This is a genomic window from Microbaculum marinum (assembly GCF_037855135.1).
Taxonomy (GTDB): Bacteria; Pseudomonadota; Alphaproteobacteria; order Rhizobiales; family Tepidamorphaceae; genus Microbaculum; species Microbaculum marinum.
The window spans coordinates 206,164-226,096 of record NZ_JAZHOF010000010.1 but is presented as its reverse complement, the minus strand read 5'-3'; the positions used below and the strand labels follow the sequence as shown (position 1 = coordinate 226,096).

At 67.0% G+C, this 19,933-nt stretch carries 10 protein-coding genes; 2 read left to right on the top strand and 8 right to left on the bottom strand.

Annotated features, from left to right (window positions below; all coding sequences use genetic code 11):
* Window positions 1–368: 368 nt before the first annotated feature.
* Window positions 369–608: a DUF2188 domain-containing protein gene (locus V3328_RS22260; protein WP_340331925.1), complete on the top strand. Its 240-nt coding sequence runs from the start codon at window positions 369–371 to the stop codon at window positions 606–608.
* Window positions 605–1,054, top strand: coding sequence for a MaoC family dehydratase (locus tag V3328_RS22255; protein WP_340331924.1), 450 nt, complete (start codon window positions 605–607; stop codon window positions 1,052–1,054). The genes V3328_RS22260 and V3328_RS22255 overlap by 4 nt, the downstream gene beginning before the upstream one ends.
* Here V3328_RS22255 and treY read toward each other — a convergent pair whose 3' ends face one another.
* The 8 genes from treY to V3328_RS22215 form a co-directional block, all read right to left on the bottom strand.
* Window positions 1,055–3,715: a malto-oligosyltrehalose synthase gene (gene treY, locus V3328_RS22250; protein ID WP_340331923.1), complete on the bottom strand. Its 2,661-nt coding sequence runs from the start codon at window positions 3,713–3,715 to the stop codon at window positions 1,055–1,057. It lies immediately after the preceding gene.
* Entirely contained in the window at window positions 3,712–5,562 is a 1,851-nt protein-coding gene (gene malQ / locus V3328_RS22245; RefSeq protein ID WP_340331922.1) for a 4-alpha-glucanotransferase, read from the bottom strand. The genes treY and malQ overlap by 4 nt, the downstream gene beginning before the upstream one ends.
* A complete protein-coding gene (treZ, locus tag V3328_RS22240; protein WP_340331921.1) occupies window positions 5,549–7,399 on the bottom strand; it encodes a malto-oligosyltrehalose trehalohydrolase in 1,851 nt (616 codons plus the stop codon). Before treZ ends, malQ begins: the two co-directional genes overlap by 14 nt.
* Window positions 7,396–9,480: a glycogen debranching protein GlgX gene (gene glgX, locus V3328_RS22235; protein ID WP_340331920.1), complete on the bottom strand. Its 2,085-nt coding sequence runs from the start codon at window positions 9,478–9,480 to the stop codon at window positions 7,396–7,398. Before glgX ends, treZ begins: the two co-directional genes overlap by 4 nt.
* Before the next feature lie 4 nt (window positions 9,481–9,484).
* Window positions 9,485–11,704: a 1,4-alpha-glucan branching protein GlgB gene (glgB, locus tag V3328_RS22230; protein ID WP_340331919.1), complete on the bottom strand. Its 2,220-nt coding sequence runs from the start codon at window positions 11,702–11,704 to the stop codon at window positions 9,485–9,487.
* Window positions 11,704–15,003: a maltose alpha-D-glucosyltransferase gene (treS, locus tag V3328_RS22225; protein ID WP_340331918.1), complete on the bottom strand. Its 3,300-nt coding sequence runs from the start codon at window positions 15,001–15,003 to the stop codon at window positions 11,704–11,706. The genes glgB and treS overlap by 1 nt, the downstream gene beginning before the upstream one ends.
* Window positions 15,000–17,096 carry an alpha-1,4-glucan--maltose-1-phosphate maltosyltransferase gene (locus V3328_RS22220; RefSeq protein WP_340331917.1) on the bottom strand — a complete coding sequence of 699 codons (2,097 nt, stop codon included), beginning with the start codon at window positions 17,094–17,096 and terminating at the stop codon, window positions 15,000–15,002. The genes treS and V3328_RS22220 overlap by 4 nt, the downstream gene beginning before the upstream one ends.
* Before the next feature lie 204 nt (window positions 17,097–17,300).
* The gene (locus tag V3328_RS22215) at window positions 17,301–19,730 is read right to left on the bottom strand and encodes a glycosyltransferase (protein ID WP_340331916.1); all 2,430 of its coding nucleotides are present in this window, start codon (window positions 19,728–19,730) and stop codon (window positions 17,301–17,303) included.
* Between the last annotated feature and the right edge of the window lie 203 nt (window positions 19,731–19,933).

The window sequence follows — 19,933 nt, the reverse complement described above, 5'->3', positions numbered from 1 at the left end:
AGCGGTTGCCCGGCTGCGCCGGATTTTGCGGCGTCGTGTTATGAAACGTTTCATAAACGTTATCCGCGGCAGCGGCGATCTGTCAACGGCTGTGTTCGAGGAGATCGCCGCGGGCGAGAGGTGCCGACCACGTCGCCGCCCCCTGGCGATGCGATTGGCGCGGGCTTCCGAGATCGACGCCGGCAGCCGCGCGTGCGCAGGCGCGACTCGGCCGGAGGTCGGCCAGTCTGGCGGAACCGACGCTCGCGGAACCGGCGATGGACCGGAGCGCGGCGAAAGCCATATTACTGTGTGCCGGCGCGCGGACGAGCGGCGTCGGCCGGCGGCCGGCGCCGCTAACCGTTGCACAGCCCAGGAGGGAGATTTCGATGGCGATCGTTACCTACGAGATTGTGGAGCACGACGGCGGCTGGGCCTACCGGGTCGACGACGTCTATTCGGAGACTTACCCGAGCCACGATTCCGCTCTCGAGGCAGCACGCCGCGCGGCGGCCGAGCAGCGCGTGCCGGGCGAGACGACCGGAATCGCCTGGGAAGACAAGGACGGCAAATGGCACGAGGAGGTCGCTCGGGGCGATGACCGTCCGATCACGGACGTCGAGGGATGACGGGCCGATATCTCCAAGACTTCGAGGTAGGCCAGGTGTTCGGCTCGGGCACCATCGTCGTGGATGCGGAGCGGATCAAGCGGTTCGCCGCGGAATTCGATCCGCAGCCGTTCCATCTCGACGAAGAGGCCGCCAAGCAGACGTTCTTCCGGGGCCTTGCCGCCAGCGGCTGGTACACGTCGGCTGCGACGATGCGGCTTCTGGTCGACAGCGACCTGAAACCCGCCGGCGGCCTGATCGGGGCGGGCTTCGACGAGCTTCGCTGGCCACTCGCCGTGCGTCCGGGCGACGAATTGCGCATCGAGAGCGAAATTCTCGAGGTTCGCCCGTCCAGAACGCGGCCTCAGCAGGGGATCATCAAGATCCGCACCACCACCTTCAACCAGAACGACGAGGCGGTTCAGATTTCGGTCGGAAACCTGGTGGTGCCGCGCCGTCCGGACTGACTACCGCGCCTGCGACCCTGGCCGGTTCAGGAGAATCGCGAAGGGATGGCGGGAAAACAGCCTCGCCACGGACAGTTCCTCCCCGGACCTGGCGTCGTTCTCGCTGAAGATATCGACGAAACGCTCGCCCGGCCGCAGGTCGGACAGTTCCAGGACGGTATCGCCCCACACCTCGGCGTCGGACAATGATCTGCCCGATTGCAGGAGCGCGAAGGGAAGCCGGGGCACAACGGCAACCGCACGATCGTCACCGTGGCGCCGCTCGAAGGCGACGACGTGGCGTTGCCGGCTCCCCTTCGCCTGCAGAGGCCGGTAGTCGCCTTTCGTGAACAGGTCAGGATGCTGCGAACGCAGGGAAAGCCCGCGCGCGAGGACGTGCTGCTTCAGCCTGGATCCGCTGTCTTCGGCAGGATCGTCGAGGCTGCGATCGAGCCCGGCGAAGTCGATCGGGCGGCGGTTGTCGGGGTCGACAAGGCTCAGATCGAAGGATTCCGCGCCCTGGTACACATCGGGGATGCCCGGCGCGCTCAGCTTTATCACCGTCTGGGCCAGCGAGTTCACCGCCCCGGCCGCCACGAAGGGACGGATCCCCATGGCGAAATCCTCAAGGAATTCAGCATTGTCGCCGTTCAGCAGCGCGGCCGCGTAGGCCTGGACCGCGCCCTCGTACCCGGCGTCGACGTCTGTCCAGTTCGTCCGGAGCTTCGCCTCGCGCAGCGCCTTTTCGAGATACCCGGCGAAGCGGTCGCGGAGATCGTCAAGCCAGCCCTCGCGCGCATCGATGTCCGCGGGCCATACGCCGGCAAGCGCCTGATATACAAGCCATTCCGTATCGGGTTCGGGGGCGGGTCCGACCGGTAGCTTCGTCACCAGTGGCGCATGGCGCGCCCTCCAGCGCGCCACCGCTTCCGCCCATTGGCCCGGGGCCTCGGAGATCGCATAGAGCCGGGCGCGGGCGTCCTCGCCACGCTTGGTATCGTGGGTGGATGTCGCCAGGAGACCGTATGGCTGAGCGGCCACGCGGAGGGCCATGCGGGAATGAAACGTTTCCGGACCGATCTCGACGTCGGCGGGGTCGCCGCCCACTTCGTTCACCGCCAAGTTCCTGTTAAACCTGTAGAAAAGCGTATCCTCGACGGCCTTTGCCATGACCGGGCCAGTCAACTGCTGAAACCGTGCCAGGAATGTGCCGTGGCTGTGCCGTCGCGGTGCCGTAGGCGTGTCATTCATTGCGTCAAGAAGCGCATCGAAGGCCTGGCCGGGAATCGACGGCTCGAAGCGACGGGCTTCGGCGACCGCCTCCTCCAGAACCGTCCTGTCAGCCGCCGACATCCCCTCCGATGTCGCATAGGTCCGGTAGACCGGAAAGGCGACGATCACCGCGCAGATCGCGTCGCGGATCTGGTCGGCCGACACCGCAGGTTGATCGTGCTCACCCATCATGCCCCGCAGGAGGGTCACCAGGTTCGAAACCTCTCCCTCGAAATTGACGCGCAGCATCGTCTGCTTCGCGGCGCGGCGTTCCTCTTCGAGGTCGGCGCGGCCGCCGCGGCAGTCGGAATAGGCGTCCTGAAGCGCCTCGGCCTGCCGCTCGTCGGTCAAGAGCGCGCCGATGGCGGTTATGAACTCGTAGCCGGTCGTTCCGTCGATCGGCCAGTCCGCGGGCAGGGTCTCGTCGCCTTCGAGAATCTTCTCGACGACGAGGTAGGTGTCGGCTCCAACGTCCGCGCGCAGGCGGCGGAGATAGGAGGTGGGGTCGGCGAGGCCGTCGATGTGGTCCACCCGCAGGCCGTCGACCTGCCCCGAGCGGACCAGATCGAGGATCAGTCCATGGGCATCGCGGTAGACCTCCTCGTCCTCGACGCGCAGGCCGACGAGGCCGGTGACCTCGAAGAAGCGCCGGTAGCTCAGGTGGCGGCGCGCCTCTCGCCAGTCGGTCAGTTGCCAGGGCTGGCTGTCGTGGAGGGCCTCCAGGACCGCCGGCTCGCGCGACAGCTCGGCCAGCCGGCCCGCGAACGCGGCGGCGGTGTCGTCTCCCAGGTTCCGGACATGCTCGCGCAGGGGTTCCGCATCGGAGGGGCCGGCCCCGGCGGCGAGACCGCGAAGAACCTCCTCCGGCCCCGCATCGCCCATGACGTCGAGCACGTTGGGCCAGGTGCGGGGGTCGAGCGGTATGGCGTGGTCGTAGTAGGCAAGCGCGAGGCAGCCGTTGTCCCTGTCGAGACGAAGGCTCAGCTCCCCGGCAGCAAGGACCTGCGAGAAGGGCCCGCCCAGCAGCGGCAGCGTCAGGCGCTTCGACCAGTCGATATCGAAATGCCTCGCGAACGGACTGTCCTCGCCCCATTGGACGACGCTGCGCCACCACGGATTCTCCAGCGACGCGGCCATGTGGTTGGGGACGATGTCGAGGATCAGTCCGAGACCGTGGTCCTTCAGGGCCCTGCTGAGGCGCTCGAATCCCTCGCGGCCGCCGATGGCGGGATCGAGCTCGTTGCAATCGGTGACGTCATAGCCGTGGGTTGAGCCGCTCGTCGCCGTGAAGACGGGCGAGGCGTAGAGATGGCTGATGCCGAGACGTTTCAGATACGGCAGGATGCCGACGGCGCGGTCGAAGGTCATGCCGTTTCGGAACTGCAGGCGGTAGGTGGCAGTCGGTTTCATGGCAGTCTCGGCCTTTCGGCCGCCATCGCAGCGGTGATCGCCCGGAACAGGGACGTGTCGGCAAGGTCCTCCACGGCGACGTCCAGCTTCAGCTGCCAGTTGGGATAGCTGTCGACGGTACCGGGAAGATTGGTGGCGCGCTCCTCGCCGACGAGATCGGCCAGCCGGGCATTGGCGAGCATCGAGCTCGACCGGGCGACATATCGATGGGCGGCCACCGCTATCGCCTCGAAGTAGTCGCCGTCCGCTTCGGCGGACGCATCTTCGGCCCGCAATGTGCCCGCTGCCACCATCGCGGCCAGCAGATTTCGCCGCTCGGTCCGCCGCGCTTCGGCGTGGATACGCGAGGTCTCCGCGTCGACCAGTCCATGGGTCTGCCGCAAGGCTACGTCGGTGCCGCGCCACCAGCCGATCAGCGTCGGCAGGTCGTGCGTCGACAAGCAGGCCAGAGCGACACGGGCGTAGTCCCCCGGAGACCGGAAGACCCCCTCCTCCTGCTCGAAGTAGAGCAGCCGGTAGGACAGGATCGCGGCGTTTCGCATGATGGTGCGGAAACCGCGGGGCACGTTGCCGAGGTCCTCCCCGATCACCAGCGCGCGGTGGGTCCGGGACTCCTCCGCCAGAACCTCGACAAGCCGGTCAATCCGGTAGCGCACATAGGCACCGTCGGCGGCGGTGCCGCCTTCGGGGATGAAGAAGAGCTGCCAGAGCGCCATGACGTGATCGATCCGCAGCGCGCCCGCCGAGCGCATCGCCGCGGACACCAGCGTGCGGTAGTGCTCGAAGTCGCCGGCGGCCAGACCGGTCGGCGACAGCGGCGCCAGACCCCAGTTCTGGCCGTGCTCGGCGAAGATGTCGGGCGGGGCGCCGACCGACATGTCTGCGATGACGAGATGCGGGTTGCTCCAGGTCGCCGATCCGTCCGGCGCCTCGCCGACGGCGAAATCGAGATAGAGGCCGATGCGCATCCCGGCTTCGCGGGCAGTGCGCTGGGCCGCGTCGAGCTGCAGACGCGCGATCCATTGAAGCCACATGTGGAAGGAGACATCATCGGCATTCGCGGCTGCGAATTCGGCCACCGCCGCGCCGCCGGCGTCCCGGTACTCCGCCGGCCATCCCTTCCAGCCGCTGCCGTGGCCCTCCGCGACCATGCGGGCAGACAATGCCTCGAACAGGGCGTGCCGTCGCAGGTTCTCCCCTTCATTCGTGCAGAAGGCATCGAACGCCGACGCCGACCAGCCCCCTTCCCCGCCGCCGTTCCTCCAACGACGGAAGAGCCTGCGCAGGATATCGAGCTTGACCTCCGCAACTCCGGCGTAGTCGACGACGTCGGTTGCCCGCAGCCGTGCGAGCCGGTCCGTGTCGACCACCTCCGACCCGTGGCCAGGGACAGCGTCCACGGCGATATAGAGGGGATTGAGAAAGCTCCGGTTCGACGGCGAGAACGGACTGCACTTGCGCGGTTCGGCGGTGAACATGGCGTGCAGCGGATTCAGGCCGATGAAGTCTGCACCGGCACGGCCAGCGATCCGGCATACCGCCTCCAGATCGGCGAAGTCGCCGATGCCCCAGTTCCTGGAGGAGCGCAGCTCGTAGAGCTGGAGGGAGATTCCCCAGGCGCGGCCCTCTTCCAGCCAGTCCGGAATGAAGCAGCGGGCCGTCCCGGCGGTGCGCATGACGGGAGCATCGACGGAGACGGCGCTCGCCTCGGACCGTTTCGATGCCTCGATTCCCAGCGAGGCGAGAAGCCGTCGCTTGGTCGCGGCGGGCACCCGCACGCGGCCTTTCGGCGCGCTGTAGGACAAGGCGATGCCGTGCGCCCGCGCGAGTTCGTCAAGGGTCGTCACGAGGCGCGGCTCCGGCCCCGTCGAGCGAGAAGACGACGGAACGCGGCTGCAGCGCACCCTCCGCGTCGATCCCGCCGCCGCAGGCATGCAGGACCGCACCGGTCGCGGCAGGTACGCCCAAGGCCCCGGTGCCAAGATTGGCGCGCAGTGACAGCACCGCGCCGCCCAGGCGCCAGTCGACACAGACCAGGCCCTCTTCCGCCAGGACGACGGTGCCGCAATTGCCGGAAGCCTGCTTGAGCAGCGGCACGATCTCACGCTGCCGGATGTCCAGCAAAGTGCGGACGAAGGCGTGCCATTCCCGGCCCTCGCCGGTCTCCAGCTTGTCCCAGTCGAGGCGCGAGGCGGCGAAGGTCTCGGGCGCATTTGGATCGGGAATGTGCGTCAGTTCCGCCTCGTCGCCCTGAAATGCGCCGAAGCCGGCGAACTCGCGCCGCCGGCCCTTGCGCACGGCGTCGGCCAGATCGCCGTGGAAGTCGGTGAAGAAGCAGAACGGCCGCGTCTCGGCGAACTCCTCGCCCATGAACAGGAGCGGCACATGGGGCGACAGCAGCAGGATCGCGGTCAGCGCCCGCACCATGTCGCGATCGGCGAGGACGAGCAGGCGCTCTCCGAAGGCGCGGTTGCCGGTCTGGTCGTGGTTCTGGAGGAAATCGACGAAGGCGGTGGGCGGCAGGTGGGCGCTGGGCGCGCCCCGCGGCGTGCCGCCGCCATGCGGCGAGGTCTCGCCCTGATAGGCGAAGCCCTCGGCGAGGGCACGGGCGAACTTGCCCCAGTGGTCCTCGGCGAAGTCGGTATAGTAGCCGTCGACCTCGCCGGTGGCGATAACGTGCGCGACGTTGTGGACGTCGTCGTTCCATTCCGCCGTATAGAGCGGAACGCTGCCGTCCTCGGCGCGCTCGTGGAGGCGGGTGATATTACGGTTGTCCTCGGTGGTCAGGTGGACCTGGCGGCCCCAGTCGCGGGCACGCACGGCCGCCGCGATCTCGACCAGGATCTCCGTCTCGGATGCCTCGTCGCGGACGTGGTCGATGGCATCGAGGCGCAGCCCGTCGAGATTGAACTCTTCCAGCCAGTAGAGAGCGTTCTCGACGATGAACCGGCGGACGGGCTCGCGCTCGTAGGCGATTGCCGCGCCCCACGGCGTCTGGATATCCTCGTGAAAGAACCGCCGCGCAGTGCGGTGCAGATAGTTCCCGTCCGGGCCGAAGTGGTTGTAGACCACGTCGAGAAGCACCATCAGCCCGAGCCCGTGCGCGGCATCGACGAAGGCCTTCAGATCGTCCGGCGTGCCGTAGGCATTGTGCGGGGCGTAGTACAGGACGCCGTCGTATCCCCAGCCGCGCCTGCCCGAGAACTGCGCGACAGGCATCAGCTCCACCGCGGTTATCCCGGTCTCCGCCAGGTGCTGCAGCTTGCCGCGTGCGGCGCGCAGAGTTCCTTCGGGCGTGAAGGTTCCGACATGAAGCTCGTAGATGACGGCTTCTTCCCAGTCGCGGCCGGACCAGCCGGCGTGCTGCCAGCGGTAGGAGCGCGGATCGACCAGGACCGACGGGCCATGGACGTCATCCGCCTGGGCGCGCGACGCAGGATCCGGAACCGCGAAACCGTCGTCGAGGATGAAGCTGTAGGGCTGGCCGGGACGGGCATCGTCGACGGTGGTCTCGAACCATCCGTCATCGGCTTTCGTCATCGGACGATCGCGACCCTCGAGGCGCAGCGAGACGCCTGCCTCCTCCGGCGCCCAGATCCGGAAGCGGACGGTTCCGGCGCCGACGAACTCGGAACCCCACGTTTTCGGGAAGGTCCGCGTCGCACGGTCCTCAGTCGGCGTCATTCGCGGCTCTCCAGGAGCAGCAACGTATACTCGGGCACCGCCAGGGATTCCTCCTGCAGCGGTTCGCCGGGCTCCTGAAGCACCGACCCGCGGGCGGTATCGACGAGAACACCCCATCCCGACTTCAGCGGCACCGGCGGCCGAAACGTCACCGGCTCCTCGCGCGCGTTCAACAGAAGCAGCAGGCAGGTGTCGGGACTGCACAGGAGAAGGCCGAGGGACTGCAGGTCCGGAGACGTCCAGTCCTCGGGCCGCATGGGCTCGCCGTCCGGCCGGTGCCACAGCGCATACGTGCCGCCGCCGACGTCCGGGTCCTCATGCAGGAACCGGTCGTGACTGAGGAGCTTCCGGGAGGCGCGAAGGGCAAGAAGACCGCGCACGAACTCCTGGAATTCCGATCCGCCCTCCCCGGCCTGGGACCAGTCGACCCAGTTCAGCTCGTTGTCCTGGCAATAGGCGTTGTTGTTTCCCGATTGCGACCGGCCGAACTCGTCGCCCATCAGGAGCATCGGGGTGCCCTGCGACAGGATCACCGTCGCCATGAGGTTGCGGCGGGCGCGGTCCCGCATGGCGTTGATGTTCGGATCGTCGGTGGGGCCCTCGGCGCCCCAGTTGCGGCTGACGTTGTGGGAATGCCCGTCGGCGTTGTTCTCTCCGTTCGCCTCGTTGTGCTTGTCGTTGTAGCTGACCACGTCGGCCAGCGTGAAGCCGTCGTGGGCGGTGATGAAATTGACGCTCGCCCACGGCCGCCGGCCGCGGTTCTCGAACAGCTGCGCCGATCCGAGCAGGCAATCGGCAAGCTGCGGAACGACGCCCTTGTCGCCGCGCCAGAAGCCGCGGGCGGCGTCGCGGAACTTGTCGTTCCACTCCGCCCAGCCCGGTGGGAAGTGGCCAAGCTGGTAGCCTTCCGAGGCGGTGTCCCAGGGCTCGGCGATCAGCTTGACCCGGGACAGGACGGGATCCTGACAGATGGCGTCGAAGAAGACGGCGTTGGGGTCGAAGTTCTCCCGGTCTCGCCCCAGCGAGCTCGCCAGATCGAACCGGAAGCCGTCGACGTGGCAGTCCTCGGCCCAGTAGCGCAGCGAGTCGGTCACCATCTGCAGGACGCGCTGGTGGCGCATGTTGACGGTGTTGCCGGTGCCGGTGGAGTCGAAATAGTAGCGGGGGTCGTCGCCGAGCAGGTAATAGCTGGCATTGTCGATGCCGCGGAACGACAGCGTCGGCCCGAGTTCGTTGCCCTCGGCGGTGTGGTTGTAGACGACGTCCAGGAAGACCTCGATGCCGGCCTCGTGTAGCCGCCGCACCATGTGCTTGAACTCGTGGATGCTGCCGTCGGGGGTGATGTAGCGGGGCGCCGGCGCGAAGAAGCCGATCGTGTTGTAGCCCCAGTAGTTGCTCAGTCCCCGCTCGACCAGGTGCTGGTCGTCGAAGAAGGCCTGGCTGGGCAGCAGTTCGATCGCCGTCACGCCGAGATCGACAAGGTGCTCGATGACGCTCGGCTGGGCGAGGCCCTCGAACGTGCCGCGCAGCGGCGCGGCGATGTCCTCGCGGCGCTCGGTCAGCCCCTTGACGTGGGCCTCGTAGACGACCGTCTTCGCCCACGGGATCTCCGGCTTGATGTCCGGCCCCCAGGTTACCGCCGGATCGACGACGACGCATTTCGGCATGACGAAGGCCGAATCCCGGCGGTCGAACGAGAGGTCGCCGCGCTGGTGCCCGATGCGGTAGCCGAACAGCGCATCGTGCCAGCGGATCTCGCCGTGCAGCGCCAGCGCGTAGGGATCGAGCAGCAGCTTGTGCGGATTGAACCGGTGGCCGGCGCTCGGCTCGTAGGGCCCGTGCACGCGGTAGCCGTAGCGCTGTCCGGGCCGGACATCCGGCAGGTATCCGTGCCAGATCTCGTGGGTGTACTCGGGAAGCGGAACGCGCTCGATCTCGCGCCGCCCGTTCTTGTCGAACAGGCAGAGCTCCACCTTCGTCGCGTTGGCCGAGAACAGGGCGAAGTTCACCCCGCTGCCGTCCCAGCGGGCGCCGAGGGGAAAGGGCGATCCCGCCAGCACCCTATTCCGATTGCTTGCCATTGAGTCAGGAATCCCTGGTCAGGACGATTGTCGCGAGCGGCGGCAGCGTCAGGTTGAGAGCATGCGAGCGGCCGTGCCAGCCGGGTTCGACGGCGGCCAGCGGCTCGGGATTGGCGACGCCGGAGCCGCCATAGGCCTCCGCATCGGTATTCAGGATCTCGCGCCACGTGCCGCCGCCGGGCACGCCGACGCGGTAGTCGTGGCGCACCAGCGGCGTCATGTTGCAGACGACCACGACCGGCGGCGCCTCCGAGCGGGCGCGGCGCAGGTAGACGTAGACGCTGTTCTCGGCATCGCCGCCCTCGATCCACTCGAACCCGTCAGGATCGGTGTCGGTCTGGTGCAACGCCGGCTGGCCGCGGTAGAGGCGGTTCAGATCGCGCACCAGCGACTGGAGCCCGGAGTGGCCCGCGTCGGAAAGGAGGTGCCAGTCGAGCGACTGGTCGTGGTTCCACTCGCGCTCCTGGCCGAACTCGCCGCCCATGAACAGCAGCTTCTTGCCCGGATGCGTCCACATGAAGCCGAAATAGGCGCGCAGGTTGGCGAATTTCTGCCAGCGGTCGCCGGGCATGCGGCCGAAAAGCGAGCCCTTTCCGTGGACGACCTCGTCGTGCGACAGCGGCAGGATGAAGTTTTCCGAGAAGCCGTAGTGGATCCCGAAGGTCATCTTGCCGTGGTGGTATTTCCGGTAGACCGGGTCCTCGCTCATGTAGTCGAGCGTGTCGTGCATCCAGCCCATGTTCCACTTGTAGCCGAAGCCGAGGCCGCCGGCGTCGACCGGGCGGCTGACGCCGGGCCAGGCGGTCGATTCCTCGGCGATCGTCTGGATGCCTGGCACCCGCTCGTAGGCCCGCGTGTTCATGTCGCGCAGGAAGGCGATGGCGTCGAGATTCTCGTTGCCGCCGTAGCGGTTGGGGATCCACTCGCCAGGCTCGCGGCTGTAGTCGAGGTAGAGCATCGAGGCGACCGCATCCACGCGCAGCGCGTCGACGTGATAGTGCTCCAGCCAGAACAGCGCGCTCGACTGCAGGAAGTTCGCGACCTCGGTGCGGCCGAAATTGTAGATCAGCGTGTTCCAGTCGCGGTGGAAGCCCATCCGCGGGTCTTCGTGCTCGTAGAGCGCCGTCCCGTCGAAGCGCACGAGGCCGTGGGCGTCGGCGGGAAAATGTGCCGGGACCCAGTCGATGATGACGCCGATGCCGGCTTGGTGCAGCCGGTCGACGAACGCCGCGAAGGCTTCCGGCGGGCCGTGGCGGGCGGTCGGCGCGAACATGCCGATCGGCTGGTAGCCCCATGACCCGGTGAACGGATGTTCGGTGATCGGCAGCAGCTCGACGTGGGTGAAGCCCATGTCGGTGACGTAGTCGACGAGGAGATCGGCGAGCGTCCGGTAGTCCAGCACCTCGCCCTGCTCGCCGCGGCGCCAGCTCGACAGGTGCACCTCGTAGACGGAGATGGGCGCGGCGCGGTCCTGCCGGTCGGCGCGCTCGCCGAGCCAGGTGGAGTCCGACCATCGATAGTCGCCGAGGCCGCTGACGATCGAGGCGGTCGCGGGCGGGTTCTCCTGCGAGAACGACAGCGGATCCGCCTTCAGCGGCAGCACGTCGCCCTGTACGCCGACGATCTCGTACTTGTAGAGGCTGCCGGGTTCGATGCCGGGGACGAAGAGCTCCCACAGGCCGGCGCCGTAGCGCTTGCGCATGATGTGGCGGCGGCCGTCCCAGGCGTTGAAGGGGCCGACGACGCTGACGCGCCGCGCATTCGGCGCCCAGACGCTGAAGGCGACGCCGGCGACGCCCTCGTGAACCATCGGATGGGCGCCGAGCCGCCTGTACAGCTCCAGGTGACGTCCCTCGCCGAGCAGGTACTCGTCCAGTTCGCCGAGCACGGGGGGAAACCGGTAGGGATCCTCGCGCTGCCAGGTGTGGCTGCCGGCCGACAGCTCGAGCCGGTAGGGGAAGCAGGCCTTCCTGCCCTTCAGCCGGCCGGAGAATATGCCTTCGGGATGGACGCGCTCGAGCGCCCCGACGCGCTTGTCGCGCCTGGCGTCGATGACCGTCACCTCGGCTGCGTCCGGCGCGAAGACGTTGACGACCAGCGGACTCCCATCGCCGCCGTGCATGCCGAGCACCGAGAACGGGTTGCCGTGCTGGCCACGGACGATCGCCTCCATGTCCTGCGGCGACATGGCGGGGTCGAGGCTGGAGGTCGCACCTGATTTCATCACTCGCTCTTCCCCGTTTCGACGATCGACAGCAGTCCGCGCAACGGGATCTCGACCCAGGCGGGGCGGTTGGCGAGCTCGTAGCCCACCTCGTAGGCGGCCTTCTGGATCAGGAACAGATCGAGCAGCGCCGCTGCGAACGCCTCGTCGTCCGGATAGACGTTCGACGACCGGATGGTTTCCCGGTAGGCCGCGCCGAAGTCGTCGAGGGTCGCGTCCCGCCAGGACCACGCCCGGGCGCCCGCCCGCTCCGCGGCGATCTCGTTTGCGGCGGAGTAGCCGTCGAGCGCCGACCAGGCCGCGTAGTCGATCGAGCGCATCATCCCGGCGACGTCGCGCAATGGCGATGATTTTGCCCGCCGCTGGTCGAGCGACCTGCGCGGCTCCCCCTCGAAATCTATGATCGCGACGTCGTTCTTGGCCATCAGCAGCTGACCGAGATGATAGTCGCCGTGGATGCGCGTGCGGCGGCCGGAGGGTTGCATGGCCGATGCCGACCGAAGCCGCTCGTAGAGGGCAGTACGATTGCCGGAGATCGCCTCGGCGGCCTCACGGGCGGCCTCGGACAGTCCGTCGGCGCCGGATTCGAGCTGTTCGAACATCGCGTCGAGATCCGAAGCGGCTTCCGCGGTCCAGGATGCGACGTCGTCGGCGCTGATGGGTTCGCTGCCGAAGCCCGGGTCGTCGGTCCGGGTGGCGAGCGCGAGATGCAGTTCGGCGGTCCGGCGACCGAGCAGTTCGCCGATCGCCAGTGGGAAATAGAAGGACTGCTCCTCCGTGTCGCCGGCGCCGTCGTCGCCGGAGCCGGCAATCGCGTGTTCCTCGAGGTGGCGGACCAGTGCGTCCGTCAGCACCTTCCAGACGTCGCCCATGTTCTCGACGAAGCCGAAGGCGGCGGCCAGCACGGTCGTTTCACCACCCGCTTCGAGCGCCACGGAGCCGAGATAGGGAGGCGTGTTGGCGAACTGCGCCTGCTCGGTGAGGAAGCGCGACACCTCAACATCCGGCTGCACGCCGGCGCGCAGCCGCTTGTAGAACTTGACGACGAGCGTGTTGCCGAAGGCGATCGAGGCATTGCTCTGCTCGACGGCCAGCGGTCGCGGATCGCCGGGTTCCTCGATGGCGCGCAGGAGGTCGCTTCCCTCGAAGCGGACCGTGTCGCCGGCGTCGGTCTCGAGGACCGATCCCCCGGCCATGCCGGCCAGCATGGCCTCAGCGAATTCCTCGTCTGCCGACCCGTCAATGAGCGCCCCGACCCGAGGTCCGCGGCGGATCTTGCCGACGGTGTAGGACAGCTTCGCTGCGCCGAAACTGAGGTTCTCCTCGCCCCACAGCGCCGAGAGCGGCAGGAAGTAGCGCTGCGTCCCGCCTGCCTCGACCTCGATGATCGCCAGCGCATGGCGGCCGCGCTCCAGCTCGGCCAGAGACGTGACGCGGATCGATCCGATCGAGCGGTCCTTGGCGCCGAACCAGCGCTGCAGCGGCAGGAAGGCCGGCAGGATCTCGGTTTCGAGGATGCGGCCTTCGCGGCCGCGCGCGGCGGCGGTGACGGTTCCGTCGCGGGTCGTCAGGGTGATGAATTCAGGCATCACGTCGGGCATCGGCGTGTGCCAGTCCGGCGCTGCGTGTTCGTCGGCCAGCAGGAACCAGTAGAAGCCGTAGGCCGGCAGGGTGATCAGGTAGGGCAGATCGCCGACCGGCGGGAACGCCGAATTGCTGGTCAGTTCGACCGGCACCCGGCCCTTGAATTCGGACAGATCGACCTCGACGGCCTGGGCGGCGCGGGAGAGGTTGCCCACGCACAGGATGCTCTCGTCGCCGCTTTCACGCAGATAGGCGAATACCTTGCGGTTCTTCGGGTAGAGCAGCCTCATCTCGCCGCGGCCGAACGCGACGTGCTGCTTGCGCACCGCGATCATCCGGCGCATCCAGTTCAGCAGCGACGAGGCATCGCTGTTCTGGCTCTCCACGTTCACCGACTGGTAGCCGTAGATCGGATCGAGGACGACGGGCAGGTAGAGCTGCTGCGGGTTGGCGCGCGAGAAGCCGGCGTTGCGGTCCGACGACCACTGCATCGGCGTGCGCACCCCGTCGCGGTCGCCCAGGTAGTAGTTGTCGCCCATGCCGAGCTCGTCGCCGTAGTACAGGATCGGCGTGCCCGGCAGCGACAGCAGGAACGAGTTGAGGAGCTCGATCTTGCGCCGGTCGTTCTTCATCAGCGGGGCCAGCCGGCGCCGGATACCGAGGTTGATGCGGGCGCGCGGATCTTCCGCGTAGACGTTCCACAGATAGTCCCGCTCCTTGTCGGTGACCATCTCCAGCGTCAGTTCGTCATGGTTGCGCAGGAAGATGCCCCACTGGCAACCCTCGGGGATCTCGGGCGTCTGGCGGATGATGTCGCTGATCGGGTGCCTGTCTTCCTGCGCGACGGCCATGTACATGCGCGGCATCAGCGGGAAGTGGAAGCCCATGTGGCACTCGTCGCCCTCCCCGAAATAGGGCCGCGTGTCCTCCGGCCACTGATTGGCCTCGGCGAGCAGCATGCGGTCGGGATAGTGGGCGTCGAGCTCGGCGCGGATCTTCTTCAGGACCTCGTGGGTCTCCGGCAGGTTCTCGTTGTTGGTGCCCTCGCGCTCGACCAGATAGGGAATGGCGTCGAGCCGCAGCCCGTCGACCCCCATGTCCAGCCACAGATGCATCACCTTCAAAACCTCGCGCAGGACCCGCGGGTTGTCGAAGTTGAGGTCGGGCTGATGCGAGTAGAACCGGTGCCAGTAGTAGGCCCCGGCGACAGGGTCCCAGGACCAGTTCGACTTCTCGGTGTCGGTGAAGATGATGCGGGTCTCGGGGAACTTCTCGTCGGTATCGCTCCAGACGTAGAAATCCCGCGCCGCGGACCCGGGCTTGGCCCGGCGCGCCTTCTGGAACCAGGGATGCTGGTCGGAGGTGTGGTTGATCACGAGCTCGGTGATGACGCGCAGCCCGCGGCCGTGCGCTTCGGTTACGAAGGCGCGGAAATCGCGCATCGTCCCGTAGGACGGATTGATCGAGCGGTAGTCGGCGATGTCGTAGCCGTCGTCGCGCAGGGGCGAGGGATAGAACGGCAGCAGCCAGATCGCGGTGGCGCCCAGTTCCTGGACGTAGTCGAGCCGGCGCATCAGGCCGGCGAAGTCGCCCATCCCGTCGTCGTTGGAATCCTGGAAGGCCTTGACGTGCAGCTGGTAGATGACGGCGTCACGATACCACTGCGCGTCGGCGCGATTGATGATGCCGTCCAACCGGCGTTGCTGTAGCATCATTCCCTCGGACTTCCAGGCGGAAACAGCCGCCAGATCGCATAGGGACACTCATGCGGATCCAGCCTGAGCCGCTGGATCTTGCCGTGCCAGGTGAAGCTGTTGCCGTGGCGCAGGTCCTGCACCTCGATCGACGCCTCGTCGGGCAGCCCGAACTCCCAGAGGGGCACCTCGAAGTCGAACTCCTGCGCGTTGACGGGATCCAGATTGACGTGGAACAGCAGGAAACTGCCGGCCTCCTCGTCGGACTTGCCGTAGTAGAGGACGTTGTCGTTCCAGGCGTTGTAGAACCGAAGCGAGGTGAAGCGCCTCAGGGCCGAATGGTCGCGACGCAGCCGGTTGACCAGCCTGATGTCGTCCTTGATGTTGCCCGGCTGGTCGAAGTCCCAGGCGCGGATCTCGTATTTCTCCGAGTTGAGATACTCCTCCTTGCCCGGCACCGCGGCGGCCTCGCAGATCTCGAAACCGTTGTAGATGCCGTAATTGCCCGCGAGCGTGGCGGCCAGCACGAGGCGGGTGCGAAAGCCCGGCCGGCCGCTGGTCTGGAGGTAGTACGGGTTGATGTCCGGCGTGTTGGCGAAGAAGTTCGGCCGCATGTAGTGGCGACACTCGCTGCGGGTCAGTTCCGTGAGATATTCCTGCAGCCCCGCCTTCTCGTCGCGCCAGGTGAAGTAGGAGTAGGACTGGTTGAAGCCCACCTTCGCCAGCCGCTTCATGACCTTCGGGCGGGTGAAGGCCTCGGCCAGGAAGATGACGTCGGGGTGCCTGGAGTGGATGTCGGAGATCATCCACTCCCAGAAGGGGAAGGGCTTGGTGTGCGGGTTGTCGACCCGGAAGATCCTGATCCCGTGCCCGATCCAGAACTGCACGACGTCGCGCAGGGCCAGCCACAGGTCCGGCAGGGCGTCGCGGTAGAAGTGGACGTTGACGATGTCCTCGTACTTCTTCGGCGGATTCTCGGCGAACTTTATGGTGCCGTCCGGCCGCCAGTCGAACCACTCGGGATGCTGCCGGATCCAGGGATGGTCGGGCGAGCATTGTATGGCGAAGTCCAGCGCAATCTCCAGGCCATGGTCGGCGGCCGCCGCGACGAGGCGGTCGAAATCCTCGATCGTGCCGAGCTGCGGATGGATGGCGTCATGGCCGCCCTCCTCGGAGCCGATGGCGTAGGGACTGCCCGGATCGTCGGGCCCGGGGGTCAGGCTGTTGTTCCGGCCCTTGCGGTTGGTCCGGCCGATCGGATGGATCGGGGTGAAGTACAGGACGTCGAAGCCGAGGTCCCGGACGTATGGCAGCTTGGCGATGACATCGTCGAACGTGCCGTGCCGGTCGACGGAAGCCCCCTGCGAGCGGGGCATCATCTCGTACCACGCACTGAAGGCGGCACGCGGCCGGTCGGCGAAGACCGCCAGCACCCGTTCGTAGCGGCTGAGATTGGTGCGCGGGCCGACCCGTTCCATCAGCGTCGCCGTCTCGGGGTCGCGGAGGATCCCGAGGGCCTCGTCCTCGCCCGCCTTCCTCAGGCGCCTGGCGAGCGCCTTGAGCGCGTCCTGGTCGGGCTTGTCGGGACGCAGTTCCTGCTTCAGCGCCGCATCGACGAGCAGCCGCCCCTCCTCGATTTCGAGGGAAACCGGCTTGTCGGCGGCGATCTTCTTTTCGGTGTCGCGCGCCCAGGTCGCGAACAGGTCGCGCCAGGCGATGAAAGTATACTGGTGAAGACCCGGAGCGGTCAGGAAGAAGGCGCCGCGCCAGCGATCGTTTTCCAGGAACTCGAGCGGAGCCTCCAGCCACGCATCCTGGACGGCGGGACGATACAGCACAGCGGCGTCGATAACGTCGTGACCGTCGCCGAAGATGTCCGCCTCGACCACGAACTCCTCGCCGAGTACGGCCCTTGCGGGAAACCGTCCGCCGTCGATCTCCGGGTCGACGCCCTCGATGGCCAGTCGGTTTCCGGTCGCAGCCCGAACCGTATCGGCCTCGCCGGCAGCGGCCTTCGTCCGCCGCGCCGCCGATGCCGACCTTCCCCGGGACGCCTTGGGGCGCGCCGTTTTCGAAGCCACTGCGTCGGCGATCGTCTGTCTGGATGTCCCCATATGTCCAATCGTTCCGTCACCGCCTGAACGACGGTGCAGCCCCTCTTCGATGAACGTGCTTGTCGGCCCGAGATCACCGCCTCGGTGCGGTGTCGGCTGTGGAGCTAACGCGGTGTCCGGCCGCACCGTTCCACCACGGCACGGATTTCTCTCCGGCCGCGTTCCGCTATCGGGCTAGGTATCGGTTGGGGGGTGCCGGGGCGGTTAGCGGTCGAGCGTGAACCTGCGGCCCGTTTCCGTGCCGGCCTCGAGCCGCTGCTGCAGCTGCCGGTTGCGCGAATGCAGCTCCCGGACCGCCAGCTTCAGGTCGTCTTCCTCGCTCCTGGTTTCGACCCGGCTGGTGAGGATCGAGGAACTGCCGTCGGCAAAGGTCAGGAGCACCCGGAGCTGGTCGCCGGAGCGTATCGGCGCCGAGCCGGTGGCGTTCCAGATGTAGATCCCCTCGCCGCTGACCAGCGACGGGTTCTGGTGCCCCTCCAGCTCGATGCTGGCGGAGCACACTTCCCGGCCGTCGTGGAGGATGTCGACGCGCTCCGGCTTCGGGGTGATCCAGCCGCGCACCCGGAGTTCCTCGATCACGGAATTGTAGTCCGCCGAGATGACGCCGCCGTAGATGTCGCCGACGAAGCGCAGGGTCTCGAGCTGCTGCTGCCTGGCGTGCAGCAGCTGCGGGAAGCCGACCCTGTCGAAGACCTCGAGCCTCGTCTTGCGCGAGGCGTTGATGACGGCGCGGCCGGCACCCTGGAAGGCCTCCCGTGCCTTGATGAAGGCGGCTTCCTGCAGGTCGAGCCGCGGCTTCGTCCACTTTTCCCCGGCCGGCCGGTAGTCCTTGTGGAAGTGGTTGACCTCGTCGCCGTTGACGATCACGTCTTCGCCCTTCGTCGTCTTCTCGCCGGACAGGGCCTTGTAGCTGAAGCTGAAATCGAGGCCGATCAGATACACCTCCTCGATGCCCATGTGGTAGGCCAGCTGCAGCAGGAAGTAGATGACCGTGAAGCCACCCGCGGCGCCCTGGCTCAGGTCCTTGCTGAACTCGAAGACGCGGGTCTCGCCGTCGTAGATCGGCGTCCTGTTCTTCACGAAGAACGCGTTCGGGACGTCCCGGTACCGCGACTTCAGGTCCTCGGGGAAGAACTTCACCGACGGCAGATCCGACCAGTCGACCTCGAAGGTCTCGCTGACTAGTGAATCGATGATCGCGTAGTAGGTGGGGCGCCAGTCCGTCTCGTCGAACGCCAGCGTGATCTTGTTGCAGGCGAACGTGATCTCGTCCTTCAGCGCCTCCAGGTCGGCGATGTCCAGGCTCGGGCCGGTGGCCACGATGAAGGCGCGCTTGCCCTTGTGAATGTCGCGGAAATCCTCGATGCCGCGCGCTTCGCGTCTCGGCTCGCCGGTGTAGTAGATGCCCTTCCCGGTGCGCACCGGAACGAGCCGGTTCAGCGGCACGCTCTCATAGGACCGCGTCTCGATCGGCAAACGCAGGTCGATGTTCTTTCGCTCGAAGAAGCCGTTCACCTCCGGAACGAGGACATCGGCGATGTATTTCTGCTGGTCGAACGCCTCGTTGCCGACGGTGCTGTTGCCGCCGTGGATGCGGTAGGCGCCGAGATTCGCCGGGATCGCCTTGCTGTGGCCGAAGCTGATGGCGGCGCGAGTCAGGAAGCCGTCGGCGCAGATGCGGAACGTTCGCGGGACCGGAAAGGCGACGCGCAGGATTTCCGTGGGGAACGACAGGCCGGACGTCGGAATGAACGGTCCGGGGATCCAGATCTTCTCCTTGCGGCTGAAATTGATGATGTCGCCATCGAGCAGCGCGTCGCGGAACTCGTGCTGGCTGACCTCGTCGCCGTAGCAGATGTTCAGCTTGTGCTGGAAGATGGTGTAGAGGCCGGCTGCCCTGTGCTCTTCGTAGACCTCGCGGACCACCTCCACCTTCTGCGGATACCAGAGGTCGTCGGCGTCCATCAGGCAGGTCAAATCGCCGCGCGCGCGCAGGATTCCGGCATTGATCGCGTGCCCCTGGCCGCCGTTGCGGTCCTTCAGGATCAGTTCGATCCTGGCGTCCTGGTCCTTGTAGTCCAGCAGGATGTCCCGGGTCCCGTCGGTCGAACCGTCATCTACGAGGATCACCTGGATGTTGCGGTCGGTCTGGGCGAGGATGCTGTCGATGGCGGCCGGCAGGTACCTCTCGCCGTTGTAGACACCGAGGATGACGGAGGTCAGCCCGGCCTCCAGGTTGTCCGGCCAACGGTACCGGCTTTCCAGGCGTTCGGTATTGTCGTCCAGGTCGCGGACGACCCGATGGATGTTCTTCGCGGCCGTCCCGACGACGAGCTTGTTCGACAGCGTCTCCTCGCCGCCCTGCAGCAGCACCAGTTCGATTTCCAGCCTGTCGGCATCGGCGTCGTCCGGCCGCAACAGCACGATCCGCCTGATCCCCGTCAGGGCGTCCGGGCGTCCGCCGACGTTTTCCGCCACGTCGGCGCGCCGTTCGGTCGGGGGGATCCGGGCGTAGATCTTCCCGTTGATCCTCAGGAAGGGGGCTTCGTCCAGATCATTCACGCACCAGCCGACCAGCAGCAGGCTGTCCTGCGTCACGAAAACGGCGTTCTCCGCCCGAAGTGCTGTCGTCATTTCCCCAGCCGACCCATAGTTCCACACCCTGCCCGCACGCCTTCCGGCCGTGCGGACCAGCCCGCCAATTCCCTGTGAACCCGCGAAATAAAGCGGTCGTTCCACCCCCGGTGAGGCGGTCGTCCCCGCGCCGCCATCCCTGTGGACATCAAAGCAGGTGGGTCGCTTTTGTCAAACCGGACTCGTCCATGACGGCGCACCGC

Coding starts and splice junctions, on each gene's coding strand:
- V3328_RS22260 (WP_340331925.1), top strand. CDS start 369: ATGGCGATCGTTACCTACGAGATTGTGGAGCACGACGGCGGCTGGGCC.
- V3328_RS22255 (WP_340331924.1), top strand. CDS start 605: ATGACGGGCCGATATCTCCAAGACTTCGAGGTAGGCCAGGTGTTCGGC.
- treY (WP_340331923.1), bottom strand. CDS start 3,715: ATGAAACCGACTGCCACCTACCGCCTGCAGTTCCGAAACGGCATGACC.
- treZ (WP_340331921.1), bottom strand. CDS start 7,399: ATGACGCCGACTGAGGACCGTGCGACGCGGACCTTCCCGAAAACGTGG.
- glgX (WP_340331920.1), bottom strand. CDS start 9,480: ATGGCAAGCAATCGGAATAGGGTGCTGGCGGGATCGCCCTTTCCCCTC.
- glgB (WP_340331919.1), bottom strand. CDS start 11,704: ATGAAATCAGGTGCGACCTCCAGCCTCGACCCCGCCATGTCGCCGCAG.
- treS (WP_340331918.1), bottom strand. CDS start 15,003: ATGATGCTACAGCAACGCCGGTTGGACGGCATCATCAATCGCGCCGAC.
- V3328_RS22220 (WP_340331917.1), bottom strand. CDS start 17,096: ATGGGGACATCCAGACAGACGATCGCCGACGCAGTGGCTTCGAAAACG.
- V3328_RS22215 (WP_340331916.1), bottom strand. CDS start 19,730: ATGACGACAGCACTTCGGGCGGAGAACGCCGTTTTCGTGACGCAGGAC.